The 17712-nt window shown below is 35.5% G+C and carries 13 protein-coding genes; 3 read left to right on the forward strand and 10 right to left on the reverse strand.

The genetic code is table 11. The features are described from left to right. Nucleotides 1–57 precede the first annotated feature (57 nt). From MKZ26_RS04190 to xylA, 5 genes are all read right to left on the reverse strand, one after another. Nucleotides 58–1155, reverse strand: coding sequence for an ABC transporter ATP-binding protein (locus MKZ26_RS04190; RefSeq protein WP_067208792.1), 1098 nt, complete (start codon nucleotides 1153–1155; stop codon nucleotides 58–60). A gap of 146 nt (nucleotides 1156–1301) precedes the next feature. Then, nucleotides 1302–2186, reverse strand: a complete 885-nt coding sequence (locus MKZ26_RS04195) for a PucR family transcriptional regulator (RefSeq protein ID WP_340742031.1) — start codon at nucleotides 2184–2186, stop codon at nucleotides 1302–1304. Between the two features lie 273 nt (nucleotides 2187–2459). Further along, complete coding sequence (locus tag MKZ26_RS04200; protein ID WP_340742030.1) at nucleotides 2460–3443, reverse strand: aldo/keto reductase; 984 nt, start codon at nucleotides 3441–3443, stop codon at nucleotides 2460–2462. A 388-nt stretch (nucleotides 3444–3831) separates the two neighbouring features. Then, entirely contained in the window at nucleotides 3832–5331 is a 1500-nt protein-coding gene (gene xylB / locus MKZ26_RS04205; RefSeq protein WP_340742029.1) for a xylulokinase, read from the reverse strand. Between the two features lie 31 nt (nucleotides 5332–5362). After that, nucleotides 5363–6685, reverse strand: a complete 1323-nt coding sequence (gene xylA, locus MKZ26_RS04210; RefSeq protein ID WP_067208782.1) for a xylose isomerase — start codon at nucleotides 6683–6685, stop codon at nucleotides 5363–5365. 248 nt (nucleotides 6686–6933) lie between these two features. On the opposite strand from xylA, the gene MKZ26_RS04215 reads away from it, so the two are divergent. Then, nucleotides 6934–7569, forward strand: coding sequence for a YesL family protein (locus MKZ26_RS04215; RefSeq protein WP_187047658.1), 636 nt, complete (start codon nucleotides 6934–6936; stop codon nucleotides 7567–7569). Between the two features lie 83 nt (nucleotides 7570–7652). Here the strand turns inward: MKZ26_RS04215 and MKZ26_RS04220 are convergent, their stop codons facing one another. From MKZ26_RS04220 to MKZ26_RS04230, 3 genes are all read right to left on the reverse strand, one after another. After that, a complete protein-coding gene (locus MKZ26_RS04220) occupies nucleotides 7653–8474 on the reverse strand; it encodes a carbohydrate ABC transporter permease (protein WP_340742027.1) in 822 nt (273 codons plus the stop codon). 15 nt (nucleotides 8475–8489) lie between these two features. Then, complete coding sequence (locus tag MKZ26_RS04225) at nucleotides 8490–9368, reverse strand: carbohydrate ABC transporter permease (protein WP_067208774.1); 879 nt, start codon at nucleotides 9366–9368, stop codon at nucleotides 8490–8492. 104 nt (nucleotides 9369–9472) lie between these two features. Further along, nucleotides 9473–10756 (reverse strand): extracellular solute-binding protein, encoded by a 1284-nt coding sequence (locus tag MKZ26_RS04230; protein WP_067208771.1) that lies wholly within the window; start codon nucleotides 10754–10756, stop codon nucleotides 9473–9475. 290 nt (nucleotides 10757–11046) lie between these two features. On the opposite strand from MKZ26_RS04230, the gene MKZ26_RS04235 reads away from it, so the two are divergent. Both MKZ26_RS04235 and MKZ26_RS04240 read left to right on the forward strand, forming a co-directional pair. Further along, nucleotides 11047–12249, forward strand: a complete 1203-nt coding sequence (locus tag MKZ26_RS04235; protein ID WP_340767605.1) for an ROK family transcriptional regulator — start codon at nucleotides 11047–11049, stop codon at nucleotides 12247–12249. A 315-nt stretch (nucleotides 12250–12564) separates the two neighbouring features. Continuing rightward, the gene (locus MKZ26_RS04240; protein WP_340764604.1) at nucleotides 12565–14175 is read left to right on the forward strand and encodes a glycoside hydrolase family 43 protein; all 1611 of its coding nucleotides are present in this window, start codon (nucleotides 12565–12567) and stop codon (nucleotides 14173–14175) included. 498 nt (nucleotides 14176–14673) lie between these two features. Here MKZ26_RS04240 and MKZ26_RS04245 read toward each other — a convergent pair whose 3' ends face one another. Together MKZ26_RS04245 and pgmB are read right to left on the reverse strand one after the other, a co-directional pair. Then, nucleotides 14674–16947, reverse strand: coding sequence for a glycoside hydrolase family 65 protein (locus MKZ26_RS04245; protein WP_340742024.1), 2274 nt, complete (start codon nucleotides 16945–16947; stop codon nucleotides 14674–14676). Nucleotides 16948–17017: 70 nt separating this feature from the next. Continuing rightward, complete coding sequence (gene pgmB, locus MKZ26_RS04250; RefSeq protein WP_338652509.1) at nucleotides 17018–17692, reverse strand: beta-phosphoglucomutase; 675 nt, start codon at nucleotides 17690–17692, stop codon at nucleotides 17018–17020. Between the last annotated feature and the right edge of the window lie 20 nt (nucleotides 17693–17712).

A 17712-nucleotide genomic window follows, 5' to 3' on the forward strand; every position in this document is an offset into this window, starting at 1 on the left:
CCAAATACAAAGCCACTAAAGGAAAATTAATTCCCTTAGTGGCTTTACTTTTTAATCTTATTTAATTCGTAATTCTGATTCGCTATCGAAAAAGTGTGCTTTATTAAGGTCAAATGCTAAGTCGATTGTTTCTCCAGCCACAACATTGAAACGCGCATCTACACGTGCAACAAAGTCTTGGTCATTTACTTTAGAATAAAGTATAATCTCGGCTCCCATTAATTCAGCAACTTCAATCGAAGCCCTGATTTTTGTTTCAGGAGAAAAATCAAGGAATAACGGTTCATCATGAATATCTTCTGGACGAACTCCTAGAATGATATCTTTACCAATATAGTTTTGCTCGCGAAGATATTTCATTTTACCCTCGGGTACCAGAACCTTTACATCTCCCATGACAAAATGATTCTCTTCTAGTTTACCGTTTAAGAAGTTCATTGCTGGAGAACCAATAAAACCACCAACAAAAACATTGTTAGGTTCATCGTAAACTTCTTTAGGGGCTCCTACTTGCTGAATAAATCCATCCTTCATTACTACGAGCCGCGTGGCCATTGTCATCGCTTCCGTTTGGTCATGGGTTACATAAACAGTTGTTGTTTGCAGGCGCCTGTGCAACTTTTGAATCTCCGCACGCATTTGTACGCGTAACTTAGCATCTAAGTTAGATAATGGCTCATCCATTAAGAATACTTCGGCATCACGTACAATAGCACGTCCTAAAGCAACACGTTGACGCTGTCCACCTGAAAGTGCCTTTGGTTTACGATTTAAGAGGTCCTCAAGTCCCAAAATTTTAGCCGCATTATCAACACGTTTTTTTATTTCATCTTTTTTAAATTTACGTAGCTTCAAACCAAATGCCATATTATTGTAAACGTCCATATGTGGATATAATGCATAGTTTTGGAAAACCATAGCAATGTCACGATCTTTTGGTGGGACATCGTTCACTCTTTTACCCCCGATGAAAAGATCGCCTCCTGATATTTCTTCCAAACCAGCAATCATTCTAAGTGTTGTTGATTTTCCACAACCTGATGGACCAACTAATACTAAAAATTCTTTATCTCTAATTTCCAAACTAAAATCTTTAACGGAAACAACATCTTTATCATATACTTTTCTTATATTTACCAATTTCAAGTCTGCCATTTTATTCCCTCCAGTGTATGTAAGTGCTTTCATCTACTATTAATAGAATACAATATTTACACTATTTGAGTAATGGTGAATATGCACAAAGATCTGGACAGTATTCGTGCATATTTACTATGAACGGTGTTTCCGAACAAATGGAGTTACTTTCTGGCTAAAAGTGCCAGGTAAACTGTCATTGCATGATGAAATTGTCGGACATCAATCCCCGTCTTTTCAAAAAAACGATCCAACCGATATTGTAGGCTATTTCGGTGCATATGTAATACTTTTGCAGTCTCCGATATATTTAAATTACATTGAAGAAACGTTTCAATCATTTTCAGTGTTTCTTCATCGTTTATGTATTCTTGTAAAATAGTTTTGCCAATATCGGAACGTAAATCTGATTCTGTTTGATTGATAAGTAGATAGGGCACAGCATCAATAAACGTTACTACTGTCTTATTCGTATATATAAATACTTTCTTAGCCGCATTTATTAATGAGTGATAATACTGAGCGATGTCCTCCAAACCGTCTTTATAAGATCCTATAAAGAAGTTGATTTTCACGTATAAATCGCTCATGAGTATATCTTTAATCTCTTCAAAAGAGATGCTATCTTCATAGACTGTCTGTTCTTCTATAATAATCCCTTCATGTCCATTTTCCCATAGAATAGGAACTGGATTTGCAAATAGTTCTTGAATGGCATCTTTAAATATAATTGGGTCAATTTGATTTTTTTTGATTGAAAAGTAAATAAAGCGATAGGGATTTTTAATTTCAAAGTTAGAATTTATTTCAGTCGAATGAATTGTATTTCTCCACTTTTGTTCTTCATCGGTAGGTAATGGTAAGTTTATATTATATGGTAATAAGAAAGTAGTTAATAAAGATACATCTTTGGAAGTTAATTCTTCTTCACTAATACCAATTATTTCATTGTCGTCTGTCACAAACCACTTATATGTACGGTCTAGGTTATCCTTTCTCTCAGAATATACAAGAAGTGAAGAATAAATTTTACGTAATTGATTGATCATCAAAGCACCTCTTTACCTTTTTCAAAAAACATTTTCACTTTAGATTATTATGTCAAAATTAATAGTACCACATTAATACTTAAATACGCCTTGCAATTAGATGATTCCGTTTTTGCAACTACACATAAACATAAATATGATGATGTTCCAGTAAAACGAAGTAATGTAAAAATGCCTAAGGAATTTTCCCTTTGGCATTTTTGTGATAACCAATGTATTAGTAAAAGCTTCTGCTGAAACAAGCATAGACGCTTTTACAGCCTCATTACAAACTCAATACGCCCCTCTAATTTCCGGTTGCACTTCATCCTTGTAAAATTCCGCCAATTTGGTCATTTCCTTTTCCGTAAAACTTTCTACGTTTACAGCTTGCAAGTTATCTTCTACTTGAGCAACGCTTTTAAATCCAGGTATTACACAAGAAATTGCATCGTGTTCTAAAATCCACTTGAGTGCTGCCCGTGTCATATTCCCTCTATTTTCAGCTATCCAAGTAAGTTTGTCACTTAACTCTATACCCTTTGCAAATTCTACCCCTGCAAATGTTTCTCCAATATTAAATGCTTCTCCATCTCGATTAAAATTACGATGATCATCTATTTCAAACTGTGAATTGGTTTTAAATTTCCCTGTTAATAACCCACTTGCTAGTGGAACCCGCGCGAGAATACCAACCCCCTGTTCCTTTACTTGCGGAAATAGTGCTTCTAACGGCTTTTGACGAAATAGGTTAAATATGACTTGCAATGCACTAACATTAGGTTGCTCCAGGCAGAATAAACCCTCTTCAACAGTTTCAACACTAACACCATAATAGCGAATTTTCCCCTGTTCTTTCAAACGATCAAGTACTTCAAACACTTGACCATTCTTTAAAATCTCCATTGGTGGACAATGAATTTGAAACAAATCAAGTTGATCGCGATTAAGTCGTCTTAAGCTGTCTTCACAATACTTTGTAACACTTTCCATTGAGTATGTTTTAGGGTCATGTACATCCCCTGCTCGACAGAATTTAGTTGCTATATGAATTTCAGATTGTTTTCCTTTGGTTGCTTTCGCTAATAGTTCCTCACTATGGCCATCTCCATAAACATCTGCCGTATCGAAAAAGTTTACACCTTTTCCTATTGCGTGGTCTAAAGCTTTCAATGCTTCTAGATCATTCGTTCTTCCCCAAGCTCCGCCAATTGCCCAAGTACCAAAGCTGAGCTCACTTACCTTTAAATCTGTATTGCCAATTTGACGATAATTCATTTGTCCTCACTCCACTTATCCAAGTATTTTTTAACAAAGCCTATAACAACAGATTTGAAATACAAGAACAAAAGCTTTAATACGTATACTAATGAATAAAAGCCGTTTTGGCACTCACGATAATATTAATTATTCACTCTTTTACGAACAAATCATATCCATTTCATTTCCGCAAAACTTCGGTGAACATGCTTCAAACTGTATATAATAGTTCTATCCTATTTGGATTCACTTGTTCTTGTTAGATCTCATTAGTGACTTTTATGTCAGAATTTCACACTTATCTGTTATGTTCGTCATTAACTTCTTCACCGTTATGCAGAATAGTTACTAGTATTTCTATAAATAAGAGTCCCAACTAACTAGTTGAGACTCTTATTTAAAAGGACTACCTACGGAATTCTAAAAGCCTTCGATTAATATCTTTTGTTTGACCGTAAATATCCTGATAAATAGCGAACATCTTTTTATATTTTTCCACATTAGTTTTATTGGGATGAAATCGTTTATCTTCCTTCAAGAACTCATTCGCGCAATCCTTCAATGAATCAAACCATGAACATCCATAAGCTGCTAACATGGCTGCCCCCATACCTGGTCCTTGTTCGCTTTTAAGTCTAACAATATCAGCATCGAAAATATCAGCCTGCATCTGAAGCCAATCTTCATTTTTCGCACCACCGCCAATTGATATGACCGTATCGATTTGTTTGCCCTTTTGACGAAAAATATCAATAGTTTCATTTAGCGAAAATGTAATCCCTTCAAGAATTGCTCGAACAAAATCTTTTCTGTGATGAGAACTGTCCATTCCAATAAAGCTTGCACGAATTGCAGCATCTGCATGTGGTGTTCTTTCACCCACCAAATAAGGAGTAAATACCAGTCCATTAGATCCAACAGGGACAGACCCAACATCGACTAGTAAATCATCGAAAGATTCGTCCCCCGCAAAAACGTCTTTAAACCAAGTTAAGCTATAACCCGCTGCAAGAGTGACACCCATTGTATAAAACGCGTCGGGAGCACCATGATTAAAGTAATGAACCTTTCCTTGAAAATCTTTATCAGGACTTGCTTCATAAGACAAAACAACACCAGATGTCCCAATACTACAAAGTGTTTTTCCATCCTCTAAAATCCCTGAACCAATAGCACCACAAGCATTATCAGCACCACCTGCAAATACACGTGTAGAGTTGGCAAGACCAGTAGATTCTGCAAATTCAGATGTTATCTTACCTACTTCCTGATAGGAGTGAACTAATGGTGGACAAAGACTGGTATCAATATCTAGTAATTCACAGATTTCTGTACTCCATTCTTTTTTACTGACATCCAATAGAAGTGTTCCAGCTGCATCAGAGTACTCCATTTGTAATTTACCTGTAAGCTTGTAACGCAAGTAATCTTTTGGAAGAACAAACGTCTTAACCTTACTAAATAACTCTGGCTCATGTTCTTTAACCCATACTATTTTTGGTAAAGTGAATCCTTCTAATGCGTGGTTTTTTGTAATAGATAACAAACGCTTTTCTCCAACGACTTCATAAATTCGCTTGCACTCCGCTGTTGTCCTTGTATCATTCCAGAGAATCGCATGACGTAATACTTCATTATTTTCATCTAACAAAACAAGTCCATGCATTTGCCCAGAAAAACTAATGCCTTCAATATCTTCTGGATCCCCATCGAAATCCTTCAAAAGATCAAGTAGACCCGATACAGTCTGATCAACCCAATCTTTAGGGTTTTGCTCACTATATCCCGTTTTCTCTTGAATTAGTGGGTAAGATTTCGATACCTCTTGAACAACAGCGCCATGTTGATTGACGAGTAAAATTTTAACAGCACTTGTTCCTAAATCTATACCTATTACATACTTCATAGCTACATCTCTCCTGCCATTCAAAACTTAATTAGTTAGCGAAAGCTTTCAATAAGTATTGATTGATTGTTGCTTTAATTTGTTCTAAGCGACCAGATGTCTGTTTTATATCTGATAAACCATAAGCATACTCTTCCAGTTTACGGAAGTCTGTTTTTCCTTCAACAATAGCAAGTCCAATACCTTCTGTGTAAGTCTGGTAGCGATTTTCGACTATACTTTCCAAGACCTTATCATCAATTAAATTTTGTGCCACCCTTAAACCTACTGCAAAAGCATCCATTCCAGCAATATGTGCATGGAATAAATCTTCTGGCTCAAATGAACCTCTTCTTACTTTCGCATCGAAGTTTAGGCCGCCCCTACCAAGTCCGCCATTTTTAAGAATTTCATACATTGCAAGTGTTGTTGACCATAAATCCGTAGGGAATTCATCTGTATCCCATCCGATAAGTGGATCCCCTTGGTTTGCATCAACTGAACCCAGCATATTATTAATGCGTGCATAGTGAAGTTCATGTTCAAATGTATGTCCCGCTAATGTCGCGTGGTTTGCTTCAATATTGAACTTGAAATGATCTACAAGACCATAACTTTGCAAGAATGCATGTGCAGTAGCTACGTCATAATCATATTGATGTGTTGAAGGCTCTTTTGGCTTAGGTTCAATTAAAAATTGGGCATCAAAGCCAATTTCTTTGGCGTAGTCAATAGCCATATTATAGAAACGTGCTAAGTTATCCAGCTCCAGCTTCATGTTTGTATTCAGAAGTGTTTCATAACCTTCGCGGCCACCCCAGAATACGTAGTTTTCTGCACCAAGTTCCTTACCGATTTCTAATCCCTTTTTCACTTTAGCTGCAGAATAAGCAAATACATCTGCACTACTTGAAGTGGCAGCACCATGAACAAATCGTGGGTGTGTAAAGTTATTCGCCGTATTCCAAAGTAATTTTGCTTTACTATCTTTCATATAGTCCTTGATCATACTTACAATTGTATCTAAGTTTTGATTAGACTCTCTTAAACTGCTACCCTCTGGTGCTATATCAATATCATGGAAACAGAAAAATGGTACATCAATTTTATCGTAAAATTCAAATGAAGCATCTACGCGGGCTTTAGCTAAATCCATACCACTAAACTTATCCCACGAGCGAATCATGTTGCCTCCGCCAAATGGATCTGAGCCATTCATCGTAAATGTATGCCAATACGAGACTCCGTAGCGTAATATTTCTTCCATTGTTTTATCACCGATTTTTTCCTCGGGATTATAAAATTTAAATGCATATGGATTTGTTGATAATGAACCCTCGAATTTAATCTTGTCAATGTTTAGGAAATAAGTCATTGTTTGTACCTCCTAGATTTTTTATGTTACAAAGCAACAGTGAATGTAAAGGCTTACATTTGTAATTATAACACAAATCATTAGTTTGTCTATTAGTTAAACAAAGTTTTCAACTATAAAACTGATTGCATTTATCACTGGAAATGATGAACTTTTTATACGAGTAGTGTATGCTTTTAATGATTCCTCTTTCTATTAAATAATGAGATTGGCTTATTCTATAAGTCAGGAAATAAGGGTGGTTGTCAATGAATCCTACTAGTGGCTTTATTTATAACGTTTTTGAATGGATAACAAGGTTTGCCTATTTAAATTTATTGTGGATACTTTTTTCATTAGCAGGCGGAATAATTTTCGGCTTTTTCCCAGCTACTATAGCAATGTTTGCAATAACCAGAGAATGGTTAAAAGGAAATACAGAAAAGCCAATTTTAAAAGCCTTTTGGGAATACTATCGGAGAGACTTCTTAAAAAGCAATCTTTTGGGAATATTTATTAGTATAATAATCTTCTTAATTACGATTGATATTATTTACATTCAAAGTAATACTAATGGGGATTTAACATGGACATATATACCTTTATTTGCATTTATGTTACTTTTCATTATGTTATTATTTTATATCTTTCCTGCCTTTGTTCATTACGATATAAAAGTACAATATGTTATGAAAAACAGCTTTTTTATTATGTTAATAAACCCCTTCAATAGTTTATTGATAATACTCTGTCTTGTACCACTCTTTTTTATTATGAAAGGTTTTCCTGCCTTGGCATTCATATTTGGTGGAAGTTCATACGCATACATAACAATGTGGATCAGTTTACATGCTTTTAATAAAACGAATAAGAAAAATGGCAATCCCGTTAATATCGAGAATTAACGACTATTTTCACGAAAAAAACTTCACACAACGGAGCAACTCAATCCCCCGTTGTGTGAAGTTTTTTATGTGCCATACACATATTACCCTTTAACTGCACTAGCAGAAATCCCTTCAACGACTTTATTACTAAAGAAGATGAATGCAAGAATAATTGGTAACACACTAATGATTAACGTTGCTCCGATTGCTCCCCAGTCTGTCATATATTGCCCAATAAAGTTTTGAATACCTACTGTTAATGTTTTATATTTTTCTGAACTTATAAACGTATTTACAAATACAAATTCATTCCAATTATAAATCATATTAATAACCACAGTAGTAGACATTACTGGTACAGTCATTGGAAGAATAATTTGGAAAAACAATCGATGAACTGAAGATCCATCTATAATTGCGGCTTCTTCTATCTCACGAGGTAATGTGTAATAAAAGCCGAGTAATATCATCATTGTGATTGGTAAATTATAAGCTGTATATGTAATGACAACAGCGAAAGGATTATCAATTAAGTCTACGCTTAAGAACATACTGAAAAGTGGTATCAATGCAGAGTGTATTGGAATCATTAGTCCAACCATAAACAATCCCAATACGAAACCGCTTAACTTCCATTTCATTCTTGTAATTGCGAAAGTTGCCATGCTCGCAAATAATACTGTCAGGATAATCGCTAGACCAGTAATCCAAACACTATTGAAGAAATAAATGCCTATTCCACCATCCCAAACCTTTTGGTAGTTTTCCCATCTAAACTCCGACGGTAGAGCAAATGGTGATCCAGCAAATATCTCTTTATTATCTTTTAGTGAGAAAATGAAAAGCCATATTATTGGGAGTATCTGGAACAACGCTACAGCTGCTAGACAAACGTAAAGAAAAAAGTAACCAATGCGACCCATATCATAAACCTCCTTCTAATATTCTATTGGCTCGTTGGAAGTAGTAAATTTCCGAACAACTAACGTTACTACTAAGGTAATGATCAACAATAAGAATCCAATGGCACTTCCATATCCAAAATCATAACTTGAAAAAGCTAGTTTATACATATAGGACGCCATAACCTCACTCGCTCCATTTGGTCCTCCACCAGTCATAACATAAATCAAATCGAAGTACTTTAGTGATCCAACAATAGCTAATACGACTGTGACGCTTACTACTTCTTTAATTAGAGGTAGCTTAATCCTAAGGGCAATTTGAAAAGCAGATGCACCATCAATTTTCGCTGCCTCTATCATCGATTCAGGAATATTTTTAAGTGCTGCATAGTAAATCAAAATATAAAATCCAGCATATTGCCACAAAATTGGTATGAAAATAGCAAATAATACTAGTGATGGCTCGGCCAACCACGCGGGCGGATTATCAATCCCTATTTTGATAAGAATAGCATTTAAAATACCATTCGACGGATTGTATACTTTGATCCAAAGTTGAGCGATTGCAACTGAAGATAAAAGCATTGGAATCAGGTATATTTTCCTCAGTAAATCAGCGCCTTTTATTTTGGATGCCAATATTAATGAAACTAACAAATATAGCGCTAAGCTCATTGTCGAGAAAATTGCTAGTAAAAACGAATGATAAGCACTACTCCAAAATTTGAGATCCTTAATCCCATTAATATAATTTTCTAATCCAATAAATTTCTTTGCACCAATGCCGTCCCAGTCCATTAATCCATAGTAACCCGTAAGGATTAATGGAATAAATATTAGTACAGTAATCAACAGGAGTGCTGGTAAAATATAAAGTGCTATATATAGCTTATTTGACATTACTTTATTCATTACACTCAACCCCATATCTTATGAAGTAGAAGAGGACCATCCGATGTTAAGGATATGTCCTCTTCATTGTTAATCTGACTTTACGCAATGCAGAATGCTATTTACTATTTCGAAAGGGCTTCTTCATGTGCTTTCGCAAACTCTTCAGGTGTCATTTGATTCCCAAAAAGGGCTTGAATCGCATCTAAATGCACTTGTGCTACACTTGGACTCATTTGAACGTCAGCAAACATAGTAATATTGCTTGCTGAATTAAGTTCATCCAATATATCGATATACATTTGCGGCAGGTCTAAGGATCCAGCATCCACTTTTGATGCTGGAATAACGCCAGCTTTTGTGACAGATTTCTCGCCCCATTGTTTAACAAAAAATGCGGCAAATTCTTTAGCTTCTTCTTTTACATCAGAATCTTCTGCAACAAATAATCCAACCCCAGGTCCCCCAATAAAACTATTCATATCTCCCTTCCCATCCACAGTTGGAAACTTGAGATATTCTACAGAATCTCTAAATTCTTGAGGTACATCTTCATTTGTTGTGTAATTTGGTAAATCCCATGTTGCAATTAAATACATTGGTGCTTGTTCATTCATAAACATACTTTTCGCTTCTTCATCAGAGAGACCATTAAATCCTTTGACAAATGCCCCCATATCGACAAGGTTTTGTACTTTTTCTGCTGCTTCAATTAATGCTGGATCCTCGAAAGTACCGGATCTATCGATCGCTTTATTAAGGACTTCAGCACCACCAATTCGGTCTGCTAGATACATATACCATAACGAACCTGTCCAAGGATCTTTGTTACCTAAAGCGATAGGTTGTATTCCATCTGCCTTAAATACATTAATTACATTTTCTAGTTCCTCAAATGTTTCTGGTGCTTCGAGATTATGCTCTGCAAACATAGTTTTATTATAATATATTGTCGCAATGTTCAACTCTAGTGGAAGACCGTAAGTCACCCCATCTATTGCATAAGCCTCTACAGTTCCTGGAATGAATGTATCGCTTAATTCTTTATCAATAAGATCATCTAATGGAGCAAACATATTACCACCTACATAGGGTTCTAAAAATCCTGCTGCCCAAGTCATTCCAACGTCTGGTAATTCTTTAGATGTTGATAGAACCTTTAACTTATCTTTGTATTGCTCATTGCTTAACACTTCTAAATCAATTTTGACACCTTCATGTTCCTTTTCAAAATCAGCAATAATTTCACTTACAATTTCATGGTGCTGTTTAGAGCTCCCCTCGGGCCATAGATGCATAAACTTTATTTCAGTATCACTAGATGTTTTACCTGAATCTGAACAACCTACTAATAATAAAGACAAAACAAAAGTGGATAACAGAATTGTAAACGCTTTCTTTTTTCTCATTATTTATCTCCCCCAACTCAAGTTTTTGAAACAACAATATTCAGATTGTTGTATGCATTTTCATTATAGCAAACAGGAAGTTGTTAGTCTAGTGGATGAACAAAGTTTTTTTCTACCTCTATTTTTGTGATTTCCAATTGTGTTTTTCCCCAAAAATAGGAAAAGGACGTTATAATTCTTTCCACAAAAGTTAGGTAGACACTCAAATCAGTTGAATACGAAGTTGTATCTAATCAAGTTTTTATTTGTTAGAATGAAAAAAAAGAGAGAAAGAGTTGAATGGAATGAAGATGGATGCTAATCAAACTTGGAATCATCATGTAGTCAAAAAAGGCAATAAATCTTTAGTTTTAGATAAAATTAAAAATAACTCCCCTATTTCAAGAGCTGCTGTTGCAAATCAAACTGGTTTAAACAAAGGAACCGTCTCATCCTTAGTGAGCGAATTACTAGAGGATCACTTAATCTATGAGTCTGGTCCAGGTGAATCTAGCGGCGGGAGAAGACCTGTCATGTTATTATTTAATAATTCAGCTGGCTATTCGATAGGAATAGATCTAGGGGTGAATTACTTACTTGGCGTTTTAACTGACCTAGACGGAAATATTTTTCAAGAGAAAGTAATGACTTTTAAGAACCTTTCTTATAATGAAATTGAAGAACAATTATTTAACACCATCGATTCCCTAATTTCTTCTGTGCCACCTAGCCCTCACGGAATCGTTGGAATCGGTGTTGGTGTACCGGGAATAGTTGATAATAGTGGGGAAGTTTTGCTAGCGCCAAATCTAAACTGGACAAACGTTAATTTAAAGTCAATTTTACAAAAAAAATATAACCTTCCAGTCATTATTGAAAACGAGGCAAATGCAGGTGCCTACGGAGAGAAGAAATTTGGTGCTGGAAAAGAGTTTGAAAATATCATTTATGTAAGTGCTGGGATTGGAATAGGTGTCGGACTTATTCTTAATGGTTCTTTGTATAAAGGGTCCAATGGTTTTTCTGGTGAGCTTGGCCATATGACAATACAAGTTAATGGTTCTAAATGTCGTTGTGGAAATGATGGTTGTTGGGAATTGTATGCGTCAGAACAAGCATTAATCAATAACGCTGGCCTGTTAGATATCCCCCTCCCTTCTAACAAAGAAGGCGACTTAAATAATTTATTAACTCTCGCAGAGAATGGCAATAAAGATGTTATCAAACTATTCGAACAAACTGGGGACTATTTAGGTGTAGGCATAAATAACATTATTAATATCTTTAATCCACAACAAGTGATTATTGGTAACCGGATGGCCTCTTCTAAAAAGTGGCTAGAGGAATCTTTGAATACAAGAGTAGCTAACCAAGCTCTATGGTTTCAACGAAGTGATTTACAAATTGATTTTTCGGAGTTATCCACACTCTCGTCCGCATTAGGCGTAGCTGCTTTTTCAATAGAAAACTTTTTAAGTGTTAGTATCCAACAAAGAAGTATAATTCAAATTTAAAGTAGTAGTAACGGCAAACCTTTTGTTACTTTAGTCATTCGTTAATCAACTATCACTAATTTGCTAATCCAATTAACTAGTGTATTATCTAATATAGTATTGTGAAAATTGCTAATTAATGATTTCATTTATTTGTTAATCCCATTACTCCCCTGCCAATAACTGTCGGATTATTGATAAACAATAGGTCATTAATTAGTATTTTTATAATTGTATTTAACCTTTCTCCATTTTGTAAGCACTTACATGCATTCACTATTTTTCAGGGTGCTCAGATTTGGTGAAAGATAAAAATTATGTAAAGGGTGAATTAAAATGACAATCATTCGGAATCCAATTTTACCTGGATTCAATCCAGATCCAAGCATTTGCCGCGTAGAAGAAGATTATTATATTGCCGTTTCTACCTTTGAGTGGTTCCCTGGAGTGGGTATATATCATTCCAAGGATTTAAATAATTGGAGATTAGTTTCAAGGCCCCTTAATCGATTAAGCCAATTAAATATGATGGGAAATCCTAATTCAGGGGGTGTATGGGCCCCCCAACTCTCACATAGTGACGGTAAGTTTTGGCTAATCTATACGGATGTGAAGGTAACAGAAGGACAATGGAAAGATTGCCACAATTACCTTGTAACCAGTGAAACTATTGATGGAGAATGGTCTGAGCGTACTTACTTAAACAGCTCCGGCTTCGATCCATCATTGTATCACGACGAAGACGGTAGAAAGTATCTAGCGAACATGTACTGGGATCATCGTATCGATCATCATAATTTTTATGGTATAGTTCTTCAAGAATATAACGTCGAGGAACAAAAACTAGTTGGAGAATCTAAAATAATTTTTAAAGGGACAGATATCAAATTAGTTGAAGCCCCTCATATATATAAAATCAATGATTATTACTACTTATTAACAGCAGAGGGTGGTACAAAATACGATCATGCTGCCACAATCGCACGATCAAAAAATCTTTGGGGACCATATGAAGTGCATCCCGAGAATCCATTGATTACATCATGGCCATATCCTAGAAATCCACTTCAAAAGTCTGGACATGCTTCAATTGTTCATACACATACAGATGAATGGTTTTTAGTACACTTAACAGGCAGGCCCTTACCAAGAGAAAACCAACCATTGTTGGATGATCGAGGCTATTGCCCACTTGGACGGGAAACTGCCATTCAAAGAATGGAGTGGAAAAATGATTGGCCATATGTGGTTGGGGGTAACGGACCGTCCCTTGAAATTGAAGGACCTGATATCGAAGAAGTAAAATGGAAGAATGATTATGATGAGAAAGATGACTTTGATATTGATGAATTAAATAATCATTTTCAATCACTGCGTATCCCATTAGGCGAAGATATTGTTTCACTAAAAGACAATCCTGGCCACCTGCGACTATACGGAAAAGAATCCTTGACTTCAAAGTTCACTCAGGCTTTTATAGCTAGACGTTGGCAACATTTTAACTTTACTGCAGAAACGAAAGTGAACTTCACTCCAAACTCTTTCCAGCAATCTGCAGGACTAGTCAACTATTATAATACAGAAAACTGGACAGCACTTCAGATTTCCTGGCACGAAGAGAAAGGTAGAATCCTTGAACTCAGCACTTACGATAACTTTATATTTGCTCAACCGCTTCAAGGTAAAGAAATCGTCATTCCAGATACTATAGAATATGTTCACCTCAGAGTTGATGTAAAAACCAATTTTTACGAGTATTCTTATTCCTTTGACGGAGTGAATTGGACTGTTATACCTGTCAAATTTGCGTCACATAAGCTTTCTGATGACTATATCAAAGGTGGAGGCTTCTTTACTGGTGCATTTGTCGGCATGCAGTGTCAAGATACATCAGGTCAGAATCGACATGCTGATTTCGATTATTTTATTTATAAAGAAAGGATATAAAGATTCCTGTATTTAAACTGAGTGGAAGCATATATCACCCCAAAAAGACATGTGTTCCAATAGGAATCACATGTCTTTTTTGATTGAGTAAACACAAACAGAAGTATATAAACTATTACATCACAATGACATGAAGCACGAATGAACTATTTTCTCATTGTCCTTCGATTAAATTAAGCTTTGCGATGTTTTGGGATAACAAGCCCTTTCCTCGAATCATTTGATAATACTGGGTTTCGATTAGCCTGGAATCTAGGATATAATATCAGTACTATATAACAACGTATTATTATTAAGTTTTTATAAATCTATATATTGTATAACTGGGTACCTAAATAAACTAAGTAAGGGTGCCCTAAAAGGTGTAACTTAGGACCTAAGAGTTGCGGCAAAGCTCTTTGGCTTAGCGGCGGGGGAAAATCCCCTATGTCATAGTAAATTCAATGGGATTCAATATTCCGCATATCAATATATATATAATATTCCCCATATTTCATGTTACTGGACCTTCACTTCTTTTCCATTTTCAAGATTAATAGACTTTCCGTTGTGTGAGATAGTTAACGCCTCTCCCTCTATTACTAAATAAGTTACTTCAGTTCTATCCATATGGATTTTTAGTAGCCTGCCTAGATATTGTAAATAAAAACCGAGTGAATCCCATTCACTAGGAAGAGAGGGTGTTAATGAAAGCCCCCCTTCTTTCACTCGTAAACCAGCAAATCCATAAACGATTGCTAGCCAAGTCCCACCCATATTGGCCATATGAAGGCCATCTTTTGTATTTCCATGTGTATTATCCAAATCTAGGCGAACCGTTTCATTAAAATAATCATATGCTTTCTTTTCGTAGCCTAGTTTGGAAGCCATTATGCTAAATACACAGGAAGATAATGATGAATCATGAGTGGTGATTTGTTCGTAATAATCGTAGGATCTTTTAATTGTTTCGAAATCTTGTTCATCTTCTAGCAGAAAATGAGCCAAGACAGTATCTGCTTGTTTGCATACTTGATATCTATAAAGTGTTAACGGATGATAATTCAATAAAAGTGGGAACTTATCTTTCGGAGTATTCTCTAAATCCCAACGCGCTTTTTGCAAAAAACTATCGTCCTGAGCATTGATTTTATAAGTTTCATCGTATGGCAGATACATTTTTTCACCTGCTTCAGTCCATTTTCTTACTTCTAATTCTGTCAGTTCTAACCTTTCAGCTAATTGTTTTAGATGATTACCATCCTCTTCTTTTAACAGATAATACACTTTAGCAGCCCACAGTAAATTATGTTTTGCCATGACATTCGTATAATAATTATTATTCACAACGCATGTATATTCGTCTGGACCAGTTACACTATCAATTCTAAATAAGCCATTTTTCATGTGACCAACATCACCCCATAAACGTGCAGTTTCAAATAGGACTTCTGCCATATACTCTTTTAAAAATGCCTCGTCCTTCGTTACTAAATAATATTGAATATAACTATATGCGATATCTGCACTTATATGATACTGCGCAGTTCCGGCAGGGAAAAACGACGAGCTTTCCGGACCGGAAATCGTTCTCCAAGGGAATAAAGCCCCTTTTTCATGTCCCATCTCCATAGCTCTTTCCTTAGCACTCCCTAAAATAGAGTATCTATGAAGTAATAAGTTTTTCGCAATTTCAGGGCTCGTCATTAAGAATACCGGAAACATATAGATTTCAGTATCCCAGAAATAATGCCCTTCATAACCTTCACCAGATAAACCTTTTGCTGCAATATTACTTACCGGATCTTTGCCGACTGATTGTAAAAGTTGAAAGAGATTAAAACGAATGCCTTCTTGAAGCAGTGCATCACCATCAATCTTCACATCGGATTTACTCCAGAAATTATCTAGATATTCTCTTTGCTCCAGTAAAAGATCTTCAAAAGAAGATCCTTTAAGCTGCCGTTGAATAGCAATTGCATTTTCAATAACTGTTTCTCCATGTCTGAGTGTATCTGTATAAACATTGTATTTTGTAAATTGCACTGTTTCATCACCAACGCATGAGTAAGTCTCTTCTACGTAATTATCTGCGGTTTTACTTTCATACATATACTTTCCAGATTCAATCACAGAAGAAGTAACACAAGCCACTTCAAGCTTAGTAATATAGGTACTGTTTTTTACTATGCTGAATTCTTCTTCCTTTCGAACTTCCGTTACATGTAGTCTTTTAGCATGACCTGAAGCTACCCGGGGGTCATTTTTATCAACAAAGTTAGAGACATCGCCATTAACAGTCGAAACAATTTTCAGCTGCTGAATATGGCTTAAAGGCTCTATATTAATATTTACTGCAAATAATTCCCTTCTAACAAAAGAAATGAGTCGTTTAAAATGGATTTTAACTTCTTTTCCGTTAGGTGATCTCCAATGTACAATTCGTTCGGCAAAACCCGCATCCATATGCAGATTTCGTTGGACATTAATTACTTCTCCTTCAAACATAGAAAATAGTTCGTCATCCAAATAAATATGTATAAATTGCCCATCAATGACATTCAGGATCTTTTGCTGTGTTTCTGGAAACCCATGCAACTTCTCTCCATAATTTATTTCTGTTTCATCATGAAAAGCATTTATATATGTACCTCGAATCGATTTATATGTATCCTTATAGCCCTCCTCGAAATTCCCTCTCACACCTAGATACCCATTGCCTAAGGACAAAAGACTTTCATTTAGCAGTAAGTTTTCATTATCTAACTCTGACTTCGTTAATTTCCACGTCATTGATATATCACTCCTTAGTCAATTAATATTTGTATGAAGATTTAAATTTCTTTATTCAAATTTGATTAAATTATATTTTCTCATTATATCGTTTTACAATTTCTTCAAAAATCAATTCAGACGTATTTCCTACTAGATAGTCTGCATGGGATAAATGTTCTAATGCACCAACGCCAACAGAAAACATATTTGCTTTATTAATTGCCTCTACACCTACGGCTGCATCTTCTAGACCGATACATTCAGAGTAGGGAATATTCAAGAAGTCCGCTGCTGTTGTAAACGTTTCAGGATTAGGTTTTCCTTTCGTTACTTTTGTAGCATCTACAACGTAATCAAAGTAATTTGTCAATAAAAGTTTCTCTAATACCTTAAGTGCATTTTTACTAGCTGAGCCAAGCGCAATTTTAATATGCTGAGCTTTGATTTTCTTCAATAGACTTTCAATGCCAGGCAATATATAATCTGGATTTATCAAGTCTATAAACTCCAAATAATGGTCATTCTTTTGATTTGCCAGTCTTAATCGCTCCTCATAAGACAAGCTTCGCGAGGAGGGGGTCAATTCCAAAATACGCTCTAAAGATTCCATACGACTTATTCCTTTAAGTTGTTCATTAAACTGTCTATCCATCGATACACCAAGTTCCTGTGCAAGCTTTTGCCACGCCAAAAAGTGGAACTCTGCTGTATCTGTGATAACGCCATCAAGATCGAATATAAAAGCTTTTGGGTAGTGTGTCATGTCTTACTCCCCTTTCTTTT

The organism is Sporosarcina sp. FSL K6-6792 (genome assembly GCF_038004885.1).
Lineage (GTDB): Bacteria > Bacillota > Bacilli > Bacillales_A > Planococcaceae > Sporosarcina > Sporosarcina psychrophila.

Bases quoted from the DNA above. Each gene is read 5' to 3' on its own strand.
- MKZ26_RS04195 (WP_340742031.1), bottom strand. From the start codon at position 2,186: ATGATCAATCAATTACGTAAAATTTATTCTTCACTTCTTGTATATTCT.
- MKZ26_RS04240 (WP_340764604.1), top strand. From the start codon at position 12,565: ATGACAATCATTCGGAATCCAATTTTACCTGGATTCAATCCAGATCCA.
- pgmB (WP_338652509.1), bottom strand. From the start codon at position 17,692: ATGACACACTACCCAAAAGCTTTTATATTCGATCTTGATGGCGTTATC.
- xylB (WP_340742029.1), bottom strand. From the start codon at position 5,331: ATGAAGTATGTAATAGGTATAGATTTAGGAACAAGTGCTGTTAAAATT.
- MKZ26_RS04190 (WP_067208792.1), bottom strand. From the start codon at position 1,155: ATGGCAGACTTGAAATTGGTAAATATAAGAAAAGTATATGATAAAGAT.
- MKZ26_RS04235 (WP_340767605.1), top strand. From the start codon at position 11,047: ATGGATGCTAATCAAACTTGGAATCATCATGTAGTCAAAAAAGGCAAT.
- MKZ26_RS04220 (WP_340742027.1), bottom strand. From the start codon at position 8,474: ATGGGTCGCATTGGTTACTTTTTTCTTTACGTTTGTCTAGCAGCTGTA.
- MKZ26_RS04225 (WP_067208774.1), bottom strand. From the start codon at position 9,368: ATGAATAAAGTAATGTCAAATAAGCTATATATAGCACTTTATATTTTA.
- MKZ26_RS04230 (WP_067208771.1), bottom strand. From the start codon at position 10,756: ATGAGAAAAAAGAAAGCGTTTACAATTCTGTTATCCACTTTTGTTTTG.
- MKZ26_RS04200 (WP_340742030.1), bottom strand. From the start codon at position 3,443: ATGAATTATCGTCAAATTGGCAATACAGATTTAAAGGTAAGTGAGCTC.
- MKZ26_RS04215 (WP_187047658.1), top strand. From the start codon at position 6,934: ATGAATCCTACTAGTGGCTTTATTTATAACGTTTTTGAATGGATAACA.
- MKZ26_RS04245 (WP_340742024.1), bottom strand. From the start codon at position 16,947: ATGACGTGGAAATTAACGAAGTCAGAGTTAGATAATGAAAACTTACTG.
- xylA (WP_067208782.1), bottom strand. From the start codon at position 6,685: ATGACTTATTTCCTAAACATTGACAAGATTAAATTCGAGGGTTCATTA.